Origin of the sequence: Streptomyces sp. BBFR25, from assembly GCF_044590125.1 — a bacterium.
GTDB lineage: Bacteria > Actinomycetota > Actinomycetes > Streptomycetales > Streptomycetaceae > Streptomyces > Streptomyces canus_D.
In genome coordinates, this window is the sequence record NZ_CP172447.1 from 4,246,662 (window position 1) to 4,270,102 (window position 23,441).

Sequence of the window (23,441 nt, forward strand, 5' to 3'; positions counted from 1 at the left end):
GCACGGTCACGAAGAAGGGCCGCATCCCCGTCGGGGGATGCGGCCCTTCTCATCGCTTCAGCGAGAGCAGTGCTCAGGCAGCGACGACCTCGATGCTGACCTTGGCGTCAACCTCGGGGTGCAGACGCACGGACGTCTCGTGAGCGCCCAGGGTCTTGATCGGCGAGCCCAGCTCGATGCGGCGCTTGTCGACCTCGGGACCACCAGCGGCCTTGATCGCCGAAGCGACGTCGGCCGGGGTGACGGAACCGAAGAGACGACCGGCGTCGCCGGAGCGGACGGCCAGACGGACCTTCACACCTTCGAGCTGGGCCTTCACCTGGTTGGCCTGCTCGATGGTCTGGATCTCGTGGATCTTGCGAGCGCGACGGATCTGCGCCACGTCCTTCTCGCCACCCTTGGTCCAGCGGATAGCGAACTTCCGCGGGATCAGGTAGTTGCGAGCGTAACCGTCCTTGACGTCGACGACGTCGCCCGCGGCACCGAGGCCAGTGACCTCGTGGGTGAGGATGATCTTCATGTCTCGGTCACCCTTCCCTTATCGCGCGGTGGAGGTGTAGGGCAGCAGCGCCATCTCACGGCTGTTCTTCACGGCCGTGGCGACGTCACGCTGGTGCTGGGTGCAGTTGCCGGTCACGCGGCGGGCACGGATCTTGCCGCGGTCGGAAATGAACTTCCGCAGCATGTTCGTGTCCTTGTAGTCCACGTACGTGACCTTGTCCTTGCAGAACGCGCAGACCTTCTTCTTCGGCTTGCGCACAGGCGGCTTAGCCATGATGTTTCTCCTGTGTGATCAAGAAGTGTGGGTAGAGCCCGTTCCCTTAGAAGGGGGGCTCGTCCGAGTAGCCGCCACCGCCGCCGGAGCCACCGCCCCAGCCGCCGCCACCCTGGCCGCCACCGCCCTGCTGGCCACCGGCGGGAGCACCACCGGTCGCCCAGGGGTCGTCGGCCGGAGCGCCGCCGCCCTGCTGGCCGCCGCCGGGGCCGCCGCCCCAGCCGCCGCCACCCTGGCCGCCACCGCCGCCGTAACCGCCCTGGCCTCCGCGGCCCTGGCCCGAGGTCTTGGTGACCTTGGCCGTGGCGTTGCGCAGGCTGGCGCCCACCTCGTCGACGTCCAGCTCGTAGACCGTGCGCTTGACGCCCTCACGGTCCTCGTAGGACCGCTGCTTCAGCCGGCCCTGCACGATGACGCGCATGCCTCGCTGGAGCGACTCGGCGACGTTCTCCGCCGCCTGGCGCCAGACCGAGCAGGTCAGGAAGAGGCTCTCGCCGTCCTTCCACTCGTTCGTCTGGCGGTCGAAGGTGCGGGGAGTCGACGCGACGCGGAACTTCGCGACGGCCGCACCGGACGGGGTGAAGCGCAGCTCGGGGTCGTCGACAAGATTGCCGACGACCGTGATGACGGTCTCGCCTGCCATGGGGAACCTCTCGGCGGGTTTGCTGCTCTGGCTGCTTGGTTGCTGCTACTCGAATCCCGGGATCAGCTGAGCGGGAAGGCTCAGTGCATCTCGGGACGGAGGACCTTGGTCCGGAGGACCGACTCGTTCAGGTTCATCTGGCGGTCGAGCTCCTTGACGACCGCAGGCTCGGCCTGCAGGTCGATGACCGAGTAGATGCCCTCGGGCTTCTTCTTGATCTCGTACGAGAGACGACGACGGCCCCAGGTGTCGACCTTCTCGACCTTTCCGCCGCCATCACGGACGACAGAGAGGAAGTTCTCGATCAGCGGGGAGACAGAGCGCTCCTCGAGATCGGGGTCGAGGATGACCATCACCTCGTAGTGACGCATGTGGAACCCACCTCCTTTGGACTCAACGGCCACGGTCGTTCCGTGGCAGGAGGGTTGCGATGCGTTCGCACCGGCATCAATGAGTAAACCAGGACCCACTGACAATCGGACCTCCTCCGAGGAGGCGGCCCGGTCGTGGCCGGCAACAGACACCGGTGCGGAAGGTACAGCGTACCCGGCTGTCGCCCTGCGGTTGAAATCCGGCCTCGAAGGGACACAATCGGTAGTCAGGGATGTGAGGGCTAAAACACACTGCCTTCGGCAGGAGGTTCTCCATGGCACAGATCACGCGACCCGCCAGGCCCCGGACCGGCCTGCTGGCCACCGACGGCAAACGACACCCCCTCCAGGACGCGCTCCTGGCCGTGACCGTGGTGCTGGGCGTGCTCGCCCTGGCCACCGCGAGCTTCCGCGGGCTGCACGTCCTGACCTCCTGGGCGGGGCTGCTCGGTGTACTGACCGGCGGATACGGTCAGTACGTGTCCGAGACGACACGGGAGCGCTTCGGCCTGATCCTGGGACTCGGTGCCTGCGCACTCGGTCTGTTCTTCGGCATCTACCACGGCGGGCTCGTCGGCTGATCCACGCCGCCGGCCAACGGCCAGGCAGGCCCTTGTGGCCGTACGCCGGACGGGGCGCTCACAGGGCGCAGTAGGCTTCGCGCGAGAGCCGGAGCCCCTGTACCCATGGGGACACACCAGCCCGAGGAGCGCCCCGAATGAGCCTGACCCTGAGGACCATCAGTCGCGAGCAGCATCTGGCCTACATCCAGAGCCTGCCGGCGGCGAGTCACATGCAGGTCCCGGCATGGGCGGACGTCAAGGCGGAGTGGCGCTCGGAGAATCTCGGCTGGTTCGACGACCGGACCGGCGAGCTGGTCGGTGTGGGCCTCGTCCTCTACCGGCAGCTGCCCAAGATCAAGCGTTACCTCGCCTACCTGCCCGAGGGCCCGGTCATCAACTGGTTCGCGCCGAACCTCCAGGACTGGATGGAGCCGATGCTGGCGCACCTCAAGCAGCAGGGCGCCTTCTCCGTGAAGATGGGCCCGCCGGTGATCATCCGGCGCTGGGACGCGACGTCCATCAAGAAGGGCATCCAGGACCCCGACGTCAAGCGCCTGCGGGACATAGAGGCGGACCACATCGAGCCGCGCGCATTCGAGGTGGCCGACAAGCTGCGCCGCATGGGCTGGCAGCAGGGCGAGGACGGCGGCGCCGGTTTCGGTGACGTGCAGCCCCGCTACGTCTTCCAGGTGCCGCTGGCCAACCGCTCCCTGGAAGAGGTCCACAAGAACTTCAACCAGCTGTGGCGCCGCAACATCAAGAAGGCCGAGAAGGCGGGTGTCGAGGTCGTCCAGGGCGGCTACCACGATCTCGAGGAGTGGCAGCGCCTGTACGAGATCACGGCCGTGCGCGACCACTTCCGGCCGCGTCCGCTGTCGTACTTCCAGCGCATGTGGGCGGCCCTCAACAACGAGGACCCCAACCGCATGCGGCTGTACTTCGCCCGGCACAACGGGGTGAACCTGTCGGCGGCGACCATGCTGGTCGTCGGCGGGCACGTCTGGTACTCCTACGGCGCCTCCGACAACATCGGCCGCGAGGTCCGGCCGTCGAACGCCATGCAGTGGGCCATGCTGCGCGACTCCTACGCGCTGGGTGCCACCGTCTACGACCTGCGCGGCATCTCCGACTCGCTGGACGAGAGCGACCACCTCTTCGGCCTGATCCAGTTCAAGGTGGGTACGGGCGGTCAGGCGGCCGAGTACCTCGGCGAGTGGGACTTCCCGCTGAACAAGCTGCTCCACAAGGCGCTCGACATCTACATGTCGCGCCGCTGACCGCGCAGCCCATCCCCGATCCGCATCTCTGACAGCCACGAGAAAGGTTCCAGGTCCGGCCATGGCGCTCACGCTCTACGTCGACACCGCGCGCTGGCGGGCGCACCACAAGCACGTGCAGGAGCAGTTCCCCGGGCTGGTCCCGGTCTGCAAGGGCAACGGCTACGGATTCGGTCACGAGCGGCTGGCGGAGGAGGCGACGCGGCTGGGCTCGGACGTGCTGGCCGTCGGCACCACCTACGAGGCCGCCCGCATCAAGGACTTCTTCGGCGGCGACCTGCTGGTCCTGACGCCGTACCGGCGTGGTGAGGAACCCGTACCGCTGCCCGACCGGGTCGTGCGCTCGGTGTCCTCCATCGACGGCGTGTACGGCCTGGTGGGCGCGCGCGTGGTCATCGAGGTGATGTCCTCGATGAAGCGGCACGGCATCAGCGAACAGGATCTGCCGCAGCTGCACGCCGCCATAGAGAACGTCCGGCTGGAGGGCTTCGCCATCCACCTGCCGCTGGACCGCACCGACGGCTCGGACGCCGTCGAGGAGGTCATCGGCTGGATGGACCGGCTGCGCGCGGCCCGGCTGCCGCTGCACACCATGTTCGTCAGCCATCTCAAGGCCGACGAACTGGCCCGGCTCCAGCAGCAGTTCCCGCAGACCCGCTTCCGCGCCCGGATCGGCACCCGGCTGTGGCTGGGTGACCACGAGGCCACCGAGTACCGCGGCGCCGTCCTGGACGTCACGCGTGTCGCCAAGGGCGAGCGTTTCGGCTACCGGCAGCAGAAGGCCGCCTCAGACGGCTTCCTGGTCGTCGTGGCGGGCGGTACGTCGCACGGGGTGGGGCTGGAGGCACCGAAGGCGCTGCACGGCGTCATGCCGCGTGCCAAGGGGGTCGCCCGGGCCGGTCTCGCCACGGTCAACCGGAACCTCTCGCCGTTCGTCTGGAGCGGCAAGCAGCGCTGGTTCGCGGAGCCACCGCACATGCAGGTCTCGATCCTGTTCGTGCCCTCGGACGCGTCGGAACCCAAGGTGGGTGACGAGCTGGTGGCCCATCTGCGGCACACCACCACGCAGTTCGACCGCATCCTCGATCGCTAGCGCGGGCCGTACCCGCAAGAAGGCCGTACACGAGGTCACGCGACATCTCCGTGATCCTCGTGTACGGCCTTTCACGCATTCACTCAGAGCGAACCGTTCGGCTGCCCGCCCTTGCCCCAGTGCACCTGTGGCCCTGCGAAGTGGGCCGCGGGCTGCTCGGTCCGAGCCGCGGGGCCCAGGACGAAGACGTCCTCCGCGCCGTCGAGCACTCCGCCCGACGGGTCGTCGTCGCCCGACCGCCGGACCGGGTCCCGGTCCGGCATCAGGATGTCGCGCACCACCATGACGCAGAAGAACAGCGTGCCCAGCAGGTGCAGGCCGATGGCCCAGTGGTAGCCGTCCGTCGGCAGACCCTTGTGGGCGTCGCCGCTGGTCGTGTACGCGAGATACATCCAGATGCCGAGGAAGTAGGCCACCTCGCACGCCTGCCAGATCAGGAAGTCCCGCCACTTCGGCCGGGCCAGCGCGGCCAGCGGCACCAGCCAGAGCACGTACTGCGGTGAGTAGACCTTGTTGGTGAGGATGAACGCCGCGACGATCAGGAACGCGAGCTGGGCGAACCGCGGCCGCCGGGGTGCGGTCAGCGTGAGTGCCGCGACGGCGCCGCAGCACAGCAGCATGAGAAGCGTGGCGAGGGTGTTGACGGTTTCGGTGCTGAGCGGGTTGTCGGAGTTCTGCCCCAGGATCAGCCAGAACGACCCGAAGTCCACGCCGCGTTCCTGGCTGAACGTGTAGAACTTCGACCAGCCGTCGAAGGCGAAGAGCATCACCGGCAGGTTCACCACGAGCCAGGCGACGGCCGCGCCTCCCAGCGCTGTTCCGAACGCCCGCCATTTGCCCGCGCGCCAGCACAGGACGAGCAGGGGGCCGAGGATCAGGAAGGGATAGAGCTTGGCTGCCGTGGCCAGGCCCAGCAGCACGCCGAAGGCCAGCGGACGCTCCCGGGACCACATGAGGACGGCGGCGGCCGTCAGGGCGACCGCCAGCAGATCCCAGTTGACGGTGGCGGTCAGCGCGAAGGCGGGGGCCAGGGCGACCAGCAGACCGTCCCAGGGGCGCCGGGTGTGCGTGCGGGTCACGCAGACGGCGATCACGACCGCACAGACCATGAGCATCCCGGCGTTGACCATCCAGTACCACTGCTCCTGGTCCTGGATGGTGCCGCTGCCCGGCGTGAGCCAGGACGCGACCTCCATGAACAGGCCGGTCAGGACGGGGTACTCCAGATACTCCATGTCGCCGGGGAGCTTGTCGAAGTACGGCACGAGCCCGTCGACGAACCCGCGGCCCTGATACAGGTGCGGGATGTCCGAGTAGCACGCGTGCGTGTACTGGGAGCTGGCTCCGAAGAACCACGCACCGTTGTAGCAGGGAGCTTTCTGGACCAGTCCTAGGGCGAACATGCCGATCGCCACGAGCGCGATGACCCGCACGGGGGTCCACCAGGACGTGCCGAGCAGGGCGCGTCGGCCCAGCGGACCGCCGATCAGCTCGCTGCCGGCTGCGGCGACCGTGTCCTCCCTGGTCGGCCGCACCGGGTCCGGCTCGTGCACGCTCGCTGGCGTCGATTCTGCACTGGGCATGGGGCACATCCTGCCGTACGCGCCTGGGAACACGCGGGGGCCGCCGCACCCTCGTGGATGCGGCGGCCCCTGTTTCACGTGAAACTTGCGGGTGTTTCACGTGAAACACCCAATATCGGCGACTTAGGGACTAGCTAGCCATTCGGACCCAAGATGGAGTTTCCACGGCTGTTTCCGTTGCTGTCACCGTCTCCCTCCGTCTCGGAGGCCGATGGTGAAGGTGATCCGCTTCCCTCCGAGCCACCTGGGCCGGCGCCCCCGTTGCCGTTGCCCCCGTTGCTCTCGTTTTCGCAGTTCCAGTCCCAGACACCGCAGGTCTCAGTCTCGGAAGGCGACGGGCTGGGCCCGGTGTCACTGGGCGACGGCGACGGCGACGGGCTCGTCTCCTCGGTCTTGGAAGCAGAGGGAGAGGGGGAGGGAGTGGGGGTCGGCGACGGTGCGTCGTTGATGACCTCGCCGATGGGCTCCGGCTTCGGGAACTTCTCCACCTTCATGCCCTTGACCGCGTCGGACATGTAGTCCTGCCAGATCGTGGACGGGAAGGAGGCACCGTGGATCTTCTTCTCGCCACCGGTTCCGAACATCTCCAGGAACGTGCGGTCCTTGATGGTCTCGTCGTCCGGGTAGCGGTACATGCTGATCGCGGTCGACATCTGCGGGGTGTAGCCGACGAACCAGGCGGACTTGTTGCCGTCGGTGGTACCGGTCTTACCGGCCACCTCACGACCGGGCAGCTGGGCGTTGGTGCCCGTTCCCTTCTCGACGACGGTCTTCAGGACGTCCGTCACGTTGTCCGCGACCTTCGCCGTGAACGCCTGTTTCTCCTCGACCTTGTGCGTGTAGAGCGTGCCGTCCTTGTTCGTCACCTTCGTGACGGAGAACGGCTCGCGCTGCTTGCCGCTGTCCGCGAAGGTGGCGTACGCGCCCGCCATACGGATGGCACTCGGGTCCGAGACACCGATGGAGAAGGACGGATAGCCGGAACCGGCCAGGCTGTCCTCCAGGAGCCCCGCGTCCACGGCGGACTCCTTCACCTTGTCCAGACCGACGTCCATGCCGAGCTGCACGAAGGCGGAGTTCACCGACTCCCGCATCGCCTCACGGAGGTCGATCTTGTAGTCCGGCGGGTCACCGAGGCTGTCCTGCCCGTCGTTCTCCTGACGCCACTGCTCGCCCTTCTCGTTCTCCCAGATCGACCCGTCGTAGTTGTTGATCTTGAGGTCGTTCTTGCCGCTGTAGAGGCTCTTCGGGGAGACGACGGTGCGCTCGTCCTGGGCCTGGACCGGTCCGAGGTCCGGGTCGCGCACACCCCACTTCATCGCCGCCGCGAGCACGAACGGCTTGAACGTCGAACCGACCTGGGCACCGGTCACGTCGGCGTTGTTGGTGAAGTGCTTGGTGGCGTCCTCACCGCCGTAGATGGCCTTGATGGCCCCGGTCTTGGTGTCGATCGAGGCACCGCCGAACTGGACGTGGGTGTCCGTCTTGGGGCGCTTCTTGGGGTCGATCTTCTCCTTGTAGACCTTCTGGACCGCCTTCTCGAGCTCGTCGACCTTCTTCTTCTCGAAGGTCGTGTAGATCGAGTAGCCGCCCTTCTCCAGCTGCTGCTCCGTCACCGCGCCGCTCCTGACCACGGAGGCCTTGGCGAGCCTGACGAGGTAGCCGATCTGGCCGCCCAGATTCGCGTTCGACTGCGGGTTCTGCGTGGTGGGGAGTTCGGGGTACTTGGCCCGTTCCGCCTGGCTCAGATGCCCGTACTCGACCATCTTGTCGAGGGTGTCCTGCATCTGGGAGAGGGCCCGCTTCTTGTTGGCCTCGGGCGTGGCCGCCGGGTCGATCGCGATCGAGCCCGCCGGGTCGTAGTAGGTGGCGCCCTTGAGCACCGACGACAGGAAGGCGCACTGTCCCGGGTTGAGGTCGACGGCGTCGACGTTGAAGTACGCCCGTGCGGCGGCCTGGATGCCGTAGGCGCCGCGGCCGTAGTAGGCGGAGTTCAGGTAGCCCTCGAGGATCTTGTCCTTCGGCTCCTCGGCTCCGACCTTGATCGAGACGAAGATCTCCTTGACCTTGCGGGAGACCGTCTGCGACTGGTCGTTGAGCATCGCGTTCTTCACGTACTGCTGGGTGATGGTGGAGCCACCCTGCGTCTCACCGCCCTTGGCCATGTTGAACACGGCGCGGGCGATGCCCTTAGGATCGATGCCGCTGTCGGAGTAGAACGTCTTGTTCTCCTGCGAGATGACGGCATTGCGCATCGCCTTGGGAATCTGCGAGAGATCGACGCTCTGGCGGTTGCGGTCCCCGCCCGTGGCCACCATCTGGGTGTTGTCGGCCCAGTAGTAGACGTTGTTCTGCGCCGTGGCGCTCTCGTCGATGACGGGAACGCTCACCATGGCGTAGGCGAGGCCGGCGGCACCGACCAGACAGCCGAAGAACGCGATGCACAGTCCGGAGACGAGCCTCCAGGACGGCACCCAGCGGTGCCACCCGTCCTTGTCGTGGCGCGGGTAGTCGATCATCCGCTTCTTGCCGGGCGCCGCGGCGCGCCCTCGCCCTGCCGAGCCGCCGGGGGCCCCTCGGCGGCCACCGCGGCCCGGCTCGGCCGCTCTGCGACGGCCACCCCCGCTCCGCTGTGCCGCGCGCCGGGCCTCGGCGCGGCTCCCGTACGCACGTTCCTCGTTCTCCGGACCGTACGAGCCGGACGGAGACCCTGTGGCGCCTCGCGGTGCCGCACGGCGGCCGGAGGACGAGCCGGACTGACCGCGTCGGGCCGCGGCACGTCCGCCTCCCTGCGGCTGCGGCGGTTTGCGACGGTGCTCGCTCATCGAACGACTACTCCTCGGGCAGGCGCACCTTTGCGCGCCTGGTAAAGGCGGCTGGTTTCCGGTCCCCCCGAAGTACGGATGCGGCCCCTTCCGCATTCACCCGTACTGCACCGGGGACAGGGACGCCCCCAGACGTCACTCGGTTCCCGGTGGTCTGCATGGCGCACACACTACGCACCGTCAAAACCCCCGCGGCCCGAAGTTCACCTCAAATCAGGCAACTTGCTCGCGATGAAACCCTGATGTGATCCCGTTCACCAGTTCCCCTCTTGTCGCACGCAGAAGCTCGTTCTATCGTGCTGATGTATCGACTCGATACATCAGCACGGCATAAGGGCGAGAGGAGGCGACGATGAGCCGGAGATCCGGCATCCTCGAGTTCGCCGTACTCGGCCTGCTCCGCGAGTCCCCGATGCACGGCTACGAGCTGCGTAAACGGCTCAACACGTCACTGGGTGTGTTCCGGGCGTTCAGCTACGGGACGCTCTACCCCTGCCTCAAGACGCTGGTCGCCAACGGCTGGTTGATCGAGGAACCGGGGAACGTCGGCGAGGCCGCCGCCTCCCTCACGGGACGTCGCGCCAAGATCGTCTACCGGTTGACGGCCGACGGTAAGGAACATTTCGAGCAGCTCCTCTCCCAGACGGGCCCGGACGCGTACGAGGACGAGACCTTCGCCGCTCGCTTCGCGTTCTTCGGCCAGACGTCGCGAGACGTGCGCATGCGCGTGCTCGAGGGTCGGCGCAGCCGGCTGGAGGAGCGCCTGGAGAAGATGCGGGCCTCCCTGGCCCGCACCCGGGAGCGACTCGACGACTACACGCTTGAGCTGCAGCGCCACGGAATGGAGTCCGTGGAGCGCGAAGTGCGCTGGCTGAACGAGCTCATCGAGAGCGAGCGGGCGGGGCGGGACCTCCGGGATTCCGCCGCCGAGGGGACCGCTCAACAGGACACGACACATGGAGCGGCGGGCGGCCTGCCCCGGCCGGGGGACGACCCCCGGCCGGATACGCCCGGCGACACCGCCACGTGAGCGCCCAGTCGGGGCCTCACTCGTACACACAGGGAGCAACCGGAATGGGTTCGGTTCGCGTAGCCATCGTCGGTGTGGGCAACTGCGCCGCATCGCTGGTGCAGGGCGTCGAGTACTACAAGGACGCCGACCCGGCGGCCAAGGTCCCCGGCCTGATGCACGTCCAGTTCGGCGACTACCACGTCAGTGACATCGAGTTCGTCGCCGCCTTCGACGTGGACGCCAAGAAGGTCGGCCTGGACCTCGCGGACGCCATCGGCGCCTCCGAGAACAACACCATCAAGATCTGCGACGTGCCGAACAGCGGCGTCCAGGTCCAGCGCGGCCACACGCACGACGGTCTCGGCAAGTACTACCGCCAGACCATCGAGGAGTCCGACGAGGCGCCGGTCGACGTCGTCCAGATCCTCAAGGACAAGCAGGTCGACGTTCTGGTCTGCTACCTGCCCGTCGGTTCCGAGGTCGCGGCGAAGTTCTACGCCCAGTGCGCCATCGACGCCAAGGTCGCCTTCGTCAACGCCCTCCCGGTCTTCATCGCCGGCACCAAGGAGTGGGCGGACAAGTTCACCGAGGCGGGCGTCCCGATCGTCGGCGACGACATCAAGTCGCAGGTCGGCGCCACCATCACGCACCGCGTCATGGCGAAGCTGTTCGAGGACCGGGGCGTCGTCCTGGACCGCACGATGCAGCTGAACGTCGGCGGCAACATGGACTTCAAGAACATGCTCGAGCGCGAGCGCCTGGAGTCCAAGAAGATCTCCAAGACGCAGGCCGTCACCTCCCAGATCCCCGACCGCGACCTGGGTGCGGACAACGTCCACATCGGCCCGTCCGACTACGTCGCCTGGCTGGACGACCGCAAGTGGGCCTACGTCCGCCTCGAGGGCCGCGCCTTCGGTGACGTCCCGCTGAACCTGGAGTACAAGCTCGAGGTCTGGGACTCCCCGAACTCGGCCGGTGTCATCATCGACGCCCTGCGCGCCGCGAAGATCGCCAAGGACCGCGGCATCGGCGGCCCGATCCTGTCGGCGTCGAGCTACTTCATGAAGTCCCCGCCGGTCCAGTACTTCGACGACGAGGCCCGTGCCAACGTCGAGAAGTTCATCGCGGGCGAGGTCGAGCGCTGAGCAGCCGCTGACCCCGGTCTGCCGAGGGGTCCCCGGGTCGCGTGACCCGGGGACCTTTCCCGTATGTGAGGCTGTGCCCCATGGCCGTCGTCCGTGACCTGCGCGTCCTGCTGCGTCTGAAGGGGTTCCGGCGCCTGCTCGCCGTGCGTCTGCTCTCCCAGGGGGCCGACGGTGTCTACCAGGTCGCGCTCGCCACCTACGTCGTCTTCTCCCCGGAGAAACAGACCTCGCCCGCCGCGATCGCCTCCGCCATGGCCGTGCTGCTGCTTCCGTACTCCCTGGTGGGCCCCTTCGCCGGAGTGCTCCTCGACCGCTGGCGCCGCCGCCAGGTCTTCCTCTACGGCAACCTGCTGCGCGCCGCGCTGGCCTCGGTGACCGCGGTGCTGATGATCGCTTCCGTCCCCGACTGGCTCTTCTACGTCTCGGCGCTGTGTGTCACGGCCGTCAACCGCTTCGTCCTCGCGGGCCTGTCCGCCGCGCTGCCCCGGGTGGTCGACGCGGAACGCCTGGTGATCGCCAACTCGCTCTCCCCGACGGCCGGCACCCTGGCCGCCACCGCGGGCGGCGGCCTGGCCTTCGTCGTGCGCCTCGTGGTCTCGGACTCCGACGCCGCCGTGGTGCTGCTCGGCGCCGGCCTCTACCTGTGCGGAGCACTGGCGTCGCTGCGGATCGCCGTGGAGCTGCTGGGTCCCGACCCGGCACGCGTACCGCCCCGGCTGACCTCGGCGCTCACCGGCACGGCCCGCGACCTGGTGGCGGGCGTACGTCACCTCGCCGCGCCCGCCCGAAGGGAAGCGGCCTGGGCGCTCGCGGGCATGACACTGATGCGGTTCTGCTACGGCGCCCTGCTGGTCATGCTGCTGATGCTGTGCCGGTACTCCCTGACCTCGGACACGGAGGAGGGCCTCGCCCTGCTGGGGCTGGCGCTGGGGGTGTCCGGAGCGGGCTTCTTCGCGGCGGCGGTGGTCACTCCCTGGGCGGCGGGGCGGCTGGGACCCGGCCGCTGGATGGCCGTGTGCGCGACGATCGCCACCGTGCTGGTACCGGCGCTGGGTCTGCCGTTCGCCACGGCGCCCCTGCTCGCCGCCGCGTTCGTGCTGGGCCTGACCACACAGGGGGCGAAGATCGCGACCGACACGGTCGTGCAGTCCTCGGTCGACGACACCTTCCGGGGCCGGATCTTCTCCGTCTACGACGTGCTGTTCAACGTGGCCTTCGTCGGCGCGGCCGGGGTGGCCGCCCTCATGCTGCCGCCCGACGGCCGGTCGGTGGCGCTGGTCGTGACGGTCTCCGTGGTCTACGGCGTGGTTGCGGCAGCTATGGCCCGGTTTGAGAGCCGGCAAGTGTCACATCAGTGACACAGAGCCCCACCGGAGTACAGAGTTGTCAGTGGGACCCGGTAGCTTACGTGCGTCTTATCTCGCGGCATGTCCGCGACACGCACCTATATCAGGGGGACCCCCAGTGACCACCCAGCCGCCGCCTCAGGGCAACCCGTTCGCGCAGAACCAGCCGCAGGCTCCGCAGCAGCCTCAGGGGCAGAACCCCTACGCCCAGGGGCAGCCGGGCTTCCCGCAGCAGGCCGGCCAGCCCGGTCAGCCCGGCTTTCCGCAGCAGGGTGCGCCGTACGCCCCGGTGCCGCCGCAGCCGGCCCGCCGCAAGCCGAGCTTCAAGGTGATCAAGAACATCGTCATCGCGGTGGTCGTCGTGGGTGTCGCGGTCGGCGGTTACATCGCCAGCCGGGACGACGCCGACCAAGCCGGTGTGGGTGACTGCCTGAAGGCCGCGTCGTCATCCTCGGACCGCATGGAGGTCGTGGACTGCTCCTCCTCCGAGGCCGAGGGCAAGGTTCTCTCGAAGGTGAAGGGCCACTTCACGTCGGTGACCGCCGAGACGGAGTGCCGGAAGGTCGACGGAGCCACCGGCTTCTACGCCGAGACCGGTGACGGCGAAGAGTTCCTGCTCTGCCTCGGCGAGGCCTGAGGCGAGAGAGTTCTCTCCTCTTCTGCTTCACGGGCATGTTTCACGTGAAACATGAACCCAAGCGGGCGGCACGTTTCACGTGAAACATGCCGCCCGTTCTCATGCGTTCTCCGGGTGCTGAGCCCACCACTCCTTCAGCGCCGCCACCGCCGCGTCGTGCTCCATCGGCCCGTTCTCCAGGCGAAGCTCCAGCAGATGCTTGTACGCCTGCCCGACGGCCGGTCCAGGGCGGATGCCGAGGATCTCCATGATCTGGTTGCCGTCCAGGTCCGGGCGGATCGAGTCCAGCTCCTCCTGCTGCTGCAGTTGCGCGATCCGCTCCTCCAGGCCGTCGTACGCACGGGAGAGGGCCGCCGCCTTGCGCTTGTTCCGCGTCGTGCAGTCCGACCGCGTCAGCTTGTGCAGACGGTCGAGCAGCGGTCCCGCGTCCCGGACATAGCGGCGGACCGCGGAGTCGGTCCACTCACCCGTGCCATAGCCGTGGAAGCGAAGATGCAGCTCGACCAGGCGTGAGACGTCCTTCACCAGCTCGTTGGAGTACTTGAGCGCGATCATGCGCTTCTTCGTCATCTTCGCCCCGACCACCTCGTGGTGGTGGAACGAGACCCTGCCGTCCTTCTCGAAGCGGCGGGTGCGCGGCTTGCCGATGTCGTGCAGCAGGGCGGCCAGGCGCAGGGTCAGGTCGGGCCCCTCGCTCTCCAGGGCCATCGCCTGCTCCAGGACGATGAGCGTGTGGTCGTAGACGTCCTTGTGCCGGTGGTGCTCGTCCCGCTCCAGCCGCAGGGCCGGCAGCTCGGGCAGGACCCGCTCGGCCAGGCCCGTCTCCACCAGCAGGCTCAGGCCCTTGCGCGGGTGGGAGGAGAGGATGAGCTTGTTCAGCTCCTCCCGGACCCGCTCGGCGGAGACGATGTCGATGCGCCCGGCCATGTCGTGCATGGCCTTGACGACCTCCGGCGCCACCTCGAAGTCGAGCTGCGCGGCGAAGCGCGCGGCCCGCATCATCCGGAGCGGGTCGTCCGAGAACGAGTCCTCGGGGGTCCCGGGAGTACGCAGGACGCGGGACGCGAGGTCGTCGAGGCCGCCGTGCGGGTCGATGAACGCCTTCTCCGGGAGCGCGACGGCCATCGCGTTCACCGTGAAGTCGCGCCGGACGAGGTCCTCCTCGATGGAGTCGCCGTAGGACACCTCGGGCTTGCGCGAGGTGCGGTCGTACGCCTCCGACCGGTAGGTGGTCACCTCGATCTGCCAGCCGTCCTTCTGTCCCCCGACCGTGCCGAAGGCGATCCCGACCTCCCAGACCGCGTCCGCCCAGGGACGCATGATCTTCAGTACGTCCTCGGGACGGGCGTCGGTCGTGAAGTCCAGGTCGTTGCCGAGCCGCCCGAGCAAGGCGTCCCGGACCGAGCCGCCGACCAGGGCGAGCGAGAACCCGGCCTCCTGGAAGCGGCGGGCGAGATCGTCGGCGACAGGGGCGATCCGCAACGGCTCACTCACCGTGCGGGGCTGCTCCTGGCTCAGGGCGCTGGGGCTGACTTCGTTGGCGTTCGGCACAACAAAACAGGGTACGTGGCCCGGGCGGAGACGGGCGCCCCGATTGATCGCGCACCGAATCCCCCACTTCCGCACCGCTCCCTTTATAGGCACACATAGAGGGAAGCCCGGCCCGGCCGCGGATCTTGTGGCGTACTCCGCGGCACTTCCCCTCGCCGCACATCGTTACCATGCGTGGACGCACATTCCGACGACCACTGATCACGACGAGGGACGGGCGAGCGCGTGGCCGAGGCGGCAGACTTCCAGGGGACCAGTGCCTCACCTGCCCGCCGGTGGCTGCGGCGCACCACGGCACTGCTCGCCGGGGCGCCGCTGCTGGCCGGCCTGGTCCAGCTGCCCGCCGCCGGCGCGGCGCACGCGGAAGAGGCGACCGCCGCTCTGGCCGACTCCGACTCGGGTTCGGTGGCCGTGGCTGTCGACTCGCTCACCCCCTCCGCGCCCACGGACGGGGACACGGTGACCGTGTCGGGCACCGTGACCAACCACGGCAAGCAGAGCGTCACCGACGCCCATGTGGGCCTGCGCGTCGGGCCGCCGGTCGACACCCGCTCGTCGGTCGACAGGATCGCCAAGAACAGCGACGATCTCCAGGGCTCCATCTCCCCGGAGATCGACAACAAGTACACCGAGAAGTTCTCCAAGCTCACCCCCGGTGTCGCCGAGCACTTCAACATCTCCGTGCCGGTCGACGACCTGAACCTCGGCAACGACGGCGTCTACGAGTTCGCCGTCTCACTGTCCGGTGAGACCTCCGCGCAGCCGTGGGAGCAGATCCTCGGCATCCAGCGGACGTTCCTGCCGTGGCAGCCCGACGAGGCCGGCACCAGGACCAGGACGACGGCGCTGTGGCCACTCGTCTCGACGACGCACATGGCCGCCGAAACGGGGCCGAACGAGGAGCAGACCCCGGTCTTCCTCAACAACGACCTGGCGAAGGAGATCTCCCCCGGCGGCCGTCTGAACCAGATGGTGACGCTGGGCAAGGACCTCGACGTCACTTGGGTGGTCGACCCGGACCTGCTGGCGTCCGTCGACGCCATGACGGGCAGCTACCGCGTCCGGGACGGGGACAAGACCACCGCCGGCACCCACCAGGCGGTCGCCAAGCAGTGGCTCGCCGACGTGCAGGACGCGGTCGCCGACAAGGAGGTCGTCGCTCTCCCCTTCGCCGACCCCGACCTGGCGTCCTTGGCCCACAACGGCACGGATGTCACCGGCTCGCTGAGTCAGCTCAAGGACGCGACGGACGTCGTCGACAACACCGTCGAGCCGATCCTCCATGTGAAGCCGAACACCGACTTCGCCTGGCCCGTGGACGGCGCCGTCGACCGGTCGATCGTCAAGGTCGCCACCTCGGCGGGCGCCGACAAGGTGATCGCGCGCAGCGACAGCCTCCAGGAGACCAACGGACTGTCCTACACACCGTCCGCCGCCCGCCCCATCGGCGGCGGCACCACGGCCGTCGTGGCGGACGCCCGGATGTCCAGGGCCTTCGAGGGCGACCTGACGAACGCGTCCGCCTCCACACTCGCCGTGCAGCGCTTCCTCGCCCAGAGCCTCGGCCTGGGGCTCCAGACCGACAAGCAGCGCAGCGTCGTCATCGCCCCGCAGCGCATGCCCTCCGGCAGCCAGGCCCGCGCGATGGCCGAGGCGCTGCGGGCCCTCCAGAGCGGCACCTGGTCCCAGTCCCAGAAGCTGGCGGCGGCCTCCGCGGCCAAGCCGGACCCGGACGCCACCACCACGGTTCCGGGGGCCTCCTCGTACCCGTCGGCGCTGCGCAAGAAGGAGCTGCCCCGGTCGGCCTTCGTGGAGAGCGCGCGGACGCAGGACGCGCTGGACGGCTTCAAGGTCGTGCTCTCGGACCCGTCCCGGGTGGTGACCCCCTTCGGACGCGCCCTGAACCGGGAGATGTCCGTGTCGTGGCGCGGCCGGGCCGCCGAGGCGAAGTCGTTCCGCACCGGAGTGAAGTCCTACCTCGACGGGCTGGCGGGCCGGGTCAGACTGATCGACAAGTCGGACACGAAGCTCTCCGGCCGCAGCGCCACGATCCCGGTCACGGTGCAGAACAACCTCGTGCAGGACGTCGGCCCCCTGTTCCTCCGGCTCACCTCGACGAATCCGACGCGCCTCGAGATCGACGGCGCCGACTACGAGGAGCAGCCGATCTCGGTCTCCGGCGGCCACAGCCAGTCGGTGAAGTTCACCACGTCGGCCAACGCCAACGGCCGCGCGACGGTGATCGCCCAGCTGTACACGAAGGACGGGCGGCCGTACGGCGAGCCCGTGACCTTCGACGTGAAGGTCACCGAGATCACGGCCACCGTGATGCTCGTCATCGGCGGCGGCGTCCTGCTGCTCGTCCTCGCCGGGTTCCGGATGTACACGCAGCGCAAGCGCGCCGCGGCCCGTGCCGCCGAGAAGGGCGAGCAGGGCGACTCCGAGGAGCCGGAGCCGTCGGAGGACTCCGGGAACGGCTCGGAGAACCCGGAGGGTCCCGGAGGACGTCTCACGGAGGAGTCCGCGGCACCGGCCCGGACAGGCGACCCGGAGCAGCCGAGTGACCCGACACCGGACACCGCAGCGGAAAGCACCGACCCGTCCGGCACGGGTGAGAGAGTGGACCGTTGAGGATGTCGTGGCCGGTCGGCCCGGGACGATGAGGTGGGGTAACCATGAACGCGCCGTACGACGGTGACCGCGGTCAGGCCGTGGACGGCTCGGGTCACCCCCAGGGCCCGCCGCCGGACCCCGGACAGACGCCGCCGCAGCAGCCGGACATGTACCTCCAGGACGCCTACGACCAGGACCCCTACCGGGCGCAGGACCTCTCCGCCCAGGACCCGGTCTCCGAGGCGCTCTACGACCGCGCCGCGCACCCCCCTCCGCCCCCGGGCACCTACCCGCCGCAGCAGCCGCTGTACTCCCAGCCCTCCCCGTCGCCCTACGCCCCCGACCCCCGCGTGTGGGCTCCGCCCCCGGCCCCCGAACCGGAGGGCCCGACGCAGTACCTGCCGTACGGCGACGACCCTCGGACCACTCAGTTCGTGGGCGTCGACGACCTGGTCGGCCAGGCCGGCGACCAGCGTCACGAGCCGCCGGACGCCTTCGCGCACCTCTTCCGCGACCAGCAGCAGGGCGGCGGCCACCCCTCGTACGACGACCAGGCGGCCGTGCCCGCCCCGGCCCCGGAGCCGGGACCGTACGGCGGTACGGCAGGCCCGGGGCAGTACGGCACGGCGCCGTCGCCGGGACAGTACGGCGGACATCAGGGGCCCGACCCGTACGGGAACGCTGCGGCGCACGGCCCGTACGGGAACACTGCGCACGGCCAGTACGGCGGTCCGGCTCCGGCGCAGGGACAGTACGGGAACGCTCCGGCACACGGACAGCACGCAGCGCCCGCACCCGGCCAGTACGCAGTGGCACCCACCCCGGAGGCGGCCGAGGCCCCCCTCCAGGAGCCCGAGCCCGCGCCCGCGGCCACCCCGGCCGCACCCAAGAAGGGCGGACGCGCGGGCGGCCTGCTGAAGTCGAGCGCCGTGATGGCGGCGGGCACGATGGTGTCGCGGCTCACCGGGTTCATCCGGTCGGCCCTCATCGTCTCCGCTCTGGGCGTCGGCCTGCTCGGCGACACGTTCCAGGTCGCCTACCAGCTGCCCACGATGATCTACATCCTCACAGTCGGCGGCGGCCTCAACTCGGTCTTCGTTCCCCAGCTCGTCCGCGCCATGAAGGACGACGACGACGGTGGCGAGGCCTATGCCAACCGCCTCCTGACCCTCGTCATGGTCGCGCTCGGCGTGCTGACTGTGATCACGGTCTTCGCCGCACCCCTGCTGATCCGGCTCCTGTCCAACCCCGTCGCCAGTGACCCGGCAGCCAACGAGGTCGGCATCACCTTCGTCCGGTACTTCCTGCCGTCCATCTTCTTCATGGGTCTGCACGTGGTGATGGGGCAGGTCCTCAACGCCCGGGGCAGGTTCGGCGCGATGATGTGGACCCCGGTCCTGAACAACATCGTCATCATCGTGACCCTCGGGATGTTCATCTGGGTCTACGGCACTGCGGAAAGCTCGGGGATGAAGGTGACGAGCATCCCGCCGGAGGGCGAGCGTCTGCTCGGCATCGGGGTGCTGCTCGGGCTCATCGTGCAGTCCCTGGCCATGATCCCGTATCTGCGGGAGACGGGTTTCCGGCTCCGGCCGCGCTTCGACTGGAGGGGTCACGGGCTGGGCAAGGCCGTCACCCTGGCCAAGTGGACGGTTCTGTTCGTCCTGGCCAACCAGGCGGGCGCCATGATCGTCATCCAGCTCTCCACCGCGGCGGGCAAGGCCTCGCCCGTCGACGGCACCGGCTTCGCGGCCTACGCCAACGCACAGCTGATCTGGGGCCTGCCGCAGGCCATCATCACCGTCTCGCTGATGGCCGCCCTGCTGCCCCGTATCTCCCGCTCGGCGTCCGAGGAGGACGGGGGAGCGGTCCGGGACGACATCTCGCAGGGCCTGCGCACGACAGCCGTGGCGATCGTTCCCGTCTCCTTCGGTTTCGTCGCGCTCGGCATCCCGATGTGCACGCTCATGTTCGGCTCCTCGGGCACCAGCGAAGCCACCAACATGGGCTACATGCTGATGGCCTTCGGCCTCGGTCTCATCCCGTACTCCGTGCAGTACGTCGTCCTGCGCGCCTTCTACGCCTACGAGGACACCCGGACGCCCTTCTACAACACCGTCATCGTGGCCGTGGTCAACGCCGCCGCGTCGGGCCTGTGTTACCTCCTGCTGCCCTCCCGCTGGGCCGTGGTCGGCATGGCCGCCTCCTACGGCCTGGCCTATGTGATCGGCGTGGGCATCGCCTGGCGCAGGCTGCGCAAGAGGCTCGGCGGGGACCTGGACGGCGCCCGGGTGCTGCGGACCTACGCCCGGCTGTGCATCGCGTCCGTCCCGGCGGCTCTGCTCAGTGGCGCCGCCTGCTACGCGATCAGCCGCGAGCTCGGCCAGGGCGTCGTGGGTTCGTTCGCCGCGCTGCTGGCCGGCGCAGTGCTCCTGTTCGGTGTCTTCTTCGTCGCCGCCCGCCGCATGCGCATCGAGGAAGTCAACTCTCTGGTCGGCATGGTGCGCGGACGCCTGGGACGCTGAGACCCGGGGTAAGCGCACAACCATCGTCCGCCGCTGTGTGTCGTGCATAGCGGCGGACTGTGGGCACAATTGGGTTCGGCGTCGGACGCGCGGATCGGGAGTCGGCCGACGCGCACGGAATGGGGAGGCAGGAACGACGGTGGCGGAACGGAGCACAGCTGCCGTCGACGTGGCAGACAACAGCGGCGATGAGCCGCTGACCGCACAGGCGGACCAGTCCACGGCCGACGGGGTGGCCAACAACCGGGAGCGGGACACGGACAGCGACGAGGCACAGGGGAACCCCACGAGCGAGGAAACCGTCAAGGTCTCGCCTCCCGAACTGCACAGCGGGCACAAGCTGGCCAGACGCTACCGCCTCGAGGAGTGCGTCACCCGTCTGGACGGCTTCAGCAGCTGGCGGGCCGTCGACGAGAAGCTGCGCCGCGCCGTCGGAGTCCACCTCCTCCCGGCTGACCACGCGCGAGCCCGGTCCGTGCTGGCGGCGGCACGCTCGTCCGCCCTGCTCGGCGACCCCCGCTTCGTCCAGGTGCTGGATGCCGTCGAGGACAACGACCTCGTCTATGTCGTGCACGAGTGGCTCCCCGACGCCACCGAGCTGACCGCGCTCCTCGCCTCCGGGCCGTTGGAGGTGTACGACGCGTACCAGATGGTCAGTCAGGTCGCGTCGGCCATGGCGGCCGCCCACCGCGAGGGCCTCGCCCATCTTCGTCTGAACCCCAACGCCGTGCTGCGGACGTCGACGGGCCAGTGGCGGATCCGTGGACTCGCCGTCAACGCCGCGCTGCGCGGCATCAGTTCCGAGACTCCGCAGCGCACCGACACCGAGGCCATCGGCGCCCTGCTGTACGCCACGCTCACCCAGCGCTGGCCGTACGAGAGCGACGCGTACGGTCTGGCGGGTCTGCCCAAGGACATCGGTCTGATCCCGCCGGACCAGGTACGGGCCGGCGTCCACCGCGGCCTGTCCGAACTGGCGATGCGGGCTCTCGCCAACGACGGCGCCACCGCTTCCCGTCACGAGTCCCCGTGCACCACGCCGGAGGAACTGGTCAAGGCGATCGGCGAGATGCCGCGCATCCGCCCGCCGGAGCCGGCGTACACCGCCCCGCCCCAGTACCAGCGCACGGCCTATCAGCAAGGCCCCTACGGCCGTCCGGCACCGCGCCCCGGTGTCACCCAGCCCGTGCCGACGCCGCCGCCCCCGCTGCAGAGCCGTACCGGCAAGGCCCTGAAGTGGAGCGTGTCGGCCCTGCTGATCGCCGCGCTCGGCCTCGGCAGCTGGCAGCTCGCGGACGCCCTCATGGAGCGGGGCGGCAAGGCCGACGACCCGAACCAGACCCAGACGGTGGACGGCGACGACAAGAGCGACGAGCAGACCAGGCCGGTCAAGCCGATCAGCGTTCAGGGAGCCCAGGAGTACGTCGCCAGCGGCAGCGCCCAGGCGCCGCAGGACGTGGCCAATACCTACGACGCCGACGCCTCCACGTTCTGGCGCACGAAGAAGTACAACGAAGGACCGACGCTCGCGCCGTACAAGCCCGGAGTCGGCATCGTCTACGACCTCGGTTCGCCGCAGGACGTCTCGACGGCGTCGATAGGGCTCCGGTACACAGGTGATCACACGACCGTGCACTTCTACGCCGCCGATTCACTGTCGCCCTCGACAGGAGTCGACGGCATGACGGAGATCGCCAGTGCCACCACGACCGGCTCCTCGCTCACGGCGAAGGCGTCGAAGCCCGTCAAGACGCGGTACGTCCTGCTGTGGATGACCGACGTGCCGAACGCGCCGTCCGACGGTTACAGCGGCGCCGGCTACAAGCAGGCGATCACCGACGTGACCTTCAAGGGCTGAGGGTCCTCCGAGGAAAGGGGGAGGAGGCCGATGGCAGATGACACCGCGTACGACGGCATCGGCGATCAAACCCTCCTCGCCCGCCATGTCGAGGGCGATCCCGACGCCTTCGGTGAACTCGTACGGCGTCACCGCGACCGTCTGTGGGCCGTGGCCCTGCGGACACTGGGGGATCGCGAGGAAGCCGCTGACGCCGTCCAGGACGCGCTCGTCTCCGCCTACCGGGCCGCGCACACCTTCCGCGGTCAGGCGGCCGTCACGACCTGGCTGCACCGGATCACGGTGAACGCCTGCCTGGACCGTGCCCGCAAGGCCGCCTCGCGCAAGACCGCTCCCGTCGACGACACCGAGCGCCTGGAGCAGCTTCTGGAGCCGCACGAGTCGGCCTCCGCTCCCGCCGAGCGCAATGATCTGCACCGCCAGCTGCTTGAGGCCCTGGACACCCTGCCGATCGACCAGCGGGCCGCGCTCGTACTCGTCGACATGCAGGGCTACCCCGTCGCGGAGGCCGCCCGTGTCCTCGACGTACCGGCCGGAACGATCAAGAGCCGCTGTGCCCGGGGCAGAGCCAGGCTCCTGCCGCTGCTCACCCACCTGCGGCCGGACGGCAGCGGCGAGGGCAGCAAGCCCGGCTCGGAACGGAACCGGACGCAGGGGGCATCCGTCCCACCCGCAGCGGGACCGTCGGAAGCAGAACCGTCGGAGGCAGGGCCGAGCGATTCAACCGCAGTGAAGGGCGGAGGTGGACGAGCATGACGTCGTCGACGGCAGACATGACCGGGCACCCTGACGTCGCGGAGATCGCCGACCTCGCCGAAGGCATCCTCCCGACCGCACGGACCGCCGACGTACGACAGCACCTGGAGAGCTGCGCACTCTGCGCCGACGTCTACGCGTCGCTGGGGGAGATCCAGGGTCTGCTCGGCACCCTTCCGGCCCCGCCCCCCATGCCGGACGACGTGGCCGCCCGTATCGACGCCGCGCTGGCGGCCGAGCCACCGACGGGCGTCGCCGACGGCGCGCGTGTTTCACGTGAAACATCGGCACCGGTCGACCGTCCCGGCGGGCACGCTCGTCCCTCCTCCACCGGCCCCGGCCGCAAGGACCGCCGCCGGGGCGGGCGGCGACGGATCGCCGTACTCGGCGCCGTGGCCGCCGCTGCCGCCATCGGACTCGGATCGGTCATCGTGTCCTCCCTCACCGGGGAGAGTCCTTCCGGCAACACCGCCCGCGAGCGACAGACCGCGGTCGCGGACACCTTCTCCGAGGACCGGCTCCAGGACAAGGTCACCAACCTCATCGCGGACGGGGGCACCCAGAACGGGTCCCGTACACCCCGCAGCTTCGGCATGGAGTCCGAGAACGGTGGCGAGACCGCCGAGAACCATGTCTTCAAGCAGCCGACCGTTCCCGAGTGCGTCCGGAAGGGGATCGGCCGCGACGACGCGGTGATCGCCACGGAGCCGGGTGTCTACCAGGGCAAGGAAGCACTGCTGGTGGTCCTGCCCGATGCCACCCATGAGACCCGGGTCACCGCCTATATCGTGGAGGCGGCGTGTGTGGATCAGCCCGCGGTCGGCAAGGCCAAGATCCTTCTGAAGCACTCCTACGCACGTTCGTAGCG

General features: G+C 69.0%; 19 protein-coding genes. 12 read left to right on the plus strand and 7 right to left on the minus strand.

Translation table 11 applies throughout. The features are described from left to right. Positions 1–73: 73 nt before the first annotated feature. The 4 genes from rplI to rpsF form a co-directional block, all read right to left on the minus strand. Entirely contained in the window at positions 74–520 is a 447-nt protein-coding gene (gene rplI / locus ACGH52_RS19320) for a 50S ribosomal protein L9 (protein WP_076975232.1), read from the minus strand. An 18-nt stretch (positions 521–538) separates the two neighbouring features. Next, positions 539–775: a 30S ribosomal protein S18 gene (gene rpsR / locus ACGH52_RS19325; RefSeq protein ID WP_003949403.1), complete on the minus strand. Its 237-nt coding sequence runs from the start codon at positions 773–775 to the stop codon at positions 539–541. Between the two features lie 46 nt (positions 776–821). Continuing rightward, the gene (locus ACGH52_RS19330; protein ID WP_052836804.1) at positions 822–1,418 is read right to left on the minus strand and encodes a single-stranded DNA-binding protein; all 597 of its coding nucleotides are present in this window, start codon (positions 1,416–1,418) and stop codon (positions 822–824) included. An 80-nt stretch (positions 1,419–1,498) separates the two neighbouring features. Further along, positions 1,499–1,789 carry a 30S ribosomal protein S6 gene (gene rpsF, locus ACGH52_RS19335; RefSeq protein WP_003975025.1) on the minus strand — a complete coding sequence of 97 codons (291 nt, stop codon included), beginning with the start codon at positions 1,787–1,789 and terminating at the stop codon, positions 1,499–1,501. Positions 1,790–2,064: 275 nt separating this feature from the next. Between rpsF and ACGH52_RS19340 the strand changes: the two genes are divergently transcribed. From ACGH52_RS19340 to ACGH52_RS19350, 3 genes are all read left to right on the plus strand, one after another. Beyond that, positions 2,065–2,370, plus strand: a complete 306-nt coding sequence (locus ACGH52_RS19340) for a hypothetical protein (RefSeq protein WP_076975231.1) — start codon at positions 2,065–2,067, stop codon at positions 2,368–2,370. Positions 2,371–2,507: 137 nt separating this feature from the next. Beyond that, complete coding sequence (gene femX / locus ACGH52_RS19345; RefSeq protein ID WP_003975027.1) at positions 2,508–3,629, plus strand: peptidoglycan bridge formation glycyltransferase FemX; 1,122 nt, start codon at positions 2,508–2,510, stop codon at positions 3,627–3,629. Between the two features lie 61 nt (positions 3,630–3,690). Continuing rightward, positions 3,691–4,722, plus strand: a complete 1,032-nt coding sequence (locus tag ACGH52_RS19350) for an alanine racemase (RefSeq protein WP_052836802.1) — start codon at positions 3,691–3,693, stop codon at positions 4,720–4,722. An 83-nt stretch (positions 4,723–4,805) separates the two neighbouring features. Here the strand turns inward: ACGH52_RS19350 and ACGH52_RS19355 are convergent, their stop codons facing one another. Both ACGH52_RS19355 and ACGH52_RS19360 read right to left on the minus strand, forming a co-directional pair. Then, positions 4,806–6,314, minus strand: a complete 1,509-nt coding sequence (locus ACGH52_RS19355) for a glycosyltransferase family 87 protein (RefSeq protein ID WP_399946797.1) — start codon at positions 6,312–6,314, stop codon at positions 4,806–4,808. 125 nt (positions 6,315–6,439) lie between these two features. Then, a complete protein-coding gene (locus ACGH52_RS19360; protein ID WP_399940988.1) occupies positions 6,440–8,824 on the minus strand; it encodes a transglycosylase domain-containing protein in 2,385 nt (794 codons plus the stop codon). A gap of 658 nt (positions 8,825–9,482) precedes the next feature. Here ACGH52_RS19360 and ACGH52_RS19365 point away from each other — a divergent pair. The 4 genes from ACGH52_RS19365 to ACGH52_RS19380 all read left to right on the plus strand — a co-directional run bounded on the left by ACGH52_RS19365 (position 9,483) and on the right by ACGH52_RS19380 (position 13,270). Continuing rightward, a complete protein-coding gene (locus ACGH52_RS19365) occupies positions 9,483–10,160 on the plus strand; it encodes a helix-turn-helix transcriptional regulator (RefSeq protein WP_399940991.1) in 678 nt (225 codons plus the stop codon). Positions 10,161–10,204: 44 nt separating this feature from the next. Next, entirely contained in the window at positions 10,205–11,287 is a 1,083-nt protein-coding gene (locus ACGH52_RS19370) for an inositol-3-phosphate synthase (protein WP_076975227.1), read from the plus strand. Positions 11,288–11,367: 80 nt separating this feature from the next. Beyond that, positions 11,368–12,645: an MFS transporter gene (locus ACGH52_RS19375; protein WP_399940994.1), complete on the plus strand. Its 1,278-nt coding sequence runs from the start codon at positions 11,368–11,370 to the stop codon at positions 12,643–12,645. Positions 12,646–12,676: 31 nt separating this feature from the next. Further along, on the plus strand, positions 12,677–13,270 hold the full coding sequence (locus tag ACGH52_RS19380) for a hypothetical protein (protein ID WP_076975225.1): 594 nt from the start codon (positions 12,677–12,679) through the stop codon (positions 13,268–13,270). 99 nt (positions 13,271–13,369) lie between these two features. Here ACGH52_RS19380 and ACGH52_RS19385 read toward each other — a convergent pair whose 3' ends face one another. Then, the gene (locus ACGH52_RS19385) at positions 13,370–14,821 is read right to left on the minus strand and encodes a CCA tRNA nucleotidyltransferase (RefSeq protein WP_076975224.1); all 1,452 of its coding nucleotides are present in this window, start codon (positions 14,819–14,821) and stop codon (positions 13,370–13,372) included. Between the two features lie 225 nt (positions 14,822–15,046). Between ACGH52_RS19385 and ACGH52_RS19390 the strand changes: the two genes are divergently transcribed. The 5 genes from ACGH52_RS19390 to ACGH52_RS19410 all read left to right on the plus strand — a co-directional run bounded on the left by ACGH52_RS19390 (position 15,047) and on the right by ACGH52_RS19410 (position 23,439). Next, positions 15,047–17,452, plus strand: a complete 2,406-nt coding sequence (locus tag ACGH52_RS19390; RefSeq protein WP_399940997.1) for a DUF6049 family protein — start codon at positions 15,047–15,049, stop codon at positions 17,450–17,452. Positions 17,453–17,496: 44 nt separating this feature from the next. Next, positions 17,497–19,959, plus strand: coding sequence for a murein biosynthesis integral membrane protein MurJ (murJ, locus tag ACGH52_RS19395; RefSeq protein WP_399941000.1), 2,463 nt, complete (start codon positions 17,497–17,499; stop codon positions 19,957–19,959). Positions 19,960–20,098: 139 nt separating this feature from the next. After that, positions 20,099–21,817 carry a protein kinase family protein gene (locus ACGH52_RS19400; protein ID WP_399941003.1) on the plus strand — a complete coding sequence of 573 codons (1,719 nt, stop codon included), beginning with the start codon at positions 20,099–20,101 and terminating at the stop codon, positions 21,815–21,817. 30 nt (positions 21,818–21,847) lie between these two features. Beyond that, positions 21,848–22,573: an RNA polymerase sigma factor SigM gene (gene sigM, locus ACGH52_RS19405; RefSeq protein ID WP_210975166.1), complete on the plus strand. Its 726-nt coding sequence runs from the start codon at positions 21,848–21,850 to the stop codon at positions 22,571–22,573. Further along, positions 22,570–23,439 carry an anti-sigma factor family protein gene (locus tag ACGH52_RS19410; protein WP_399941007.1) on the plus strand — a complete coding sequence of 290 codons (870 nt, stop codon included), beginning with the start codon at positions 22,570–22,572 and terminating at the stop codon, positions 23,437–23,439. Before sigM ends, ACGH52_RS19410 begins: the two co-directional genes overlap by 4 nt. Positions 23,440–23,441 lie beyond the last annotated feature (2 nt).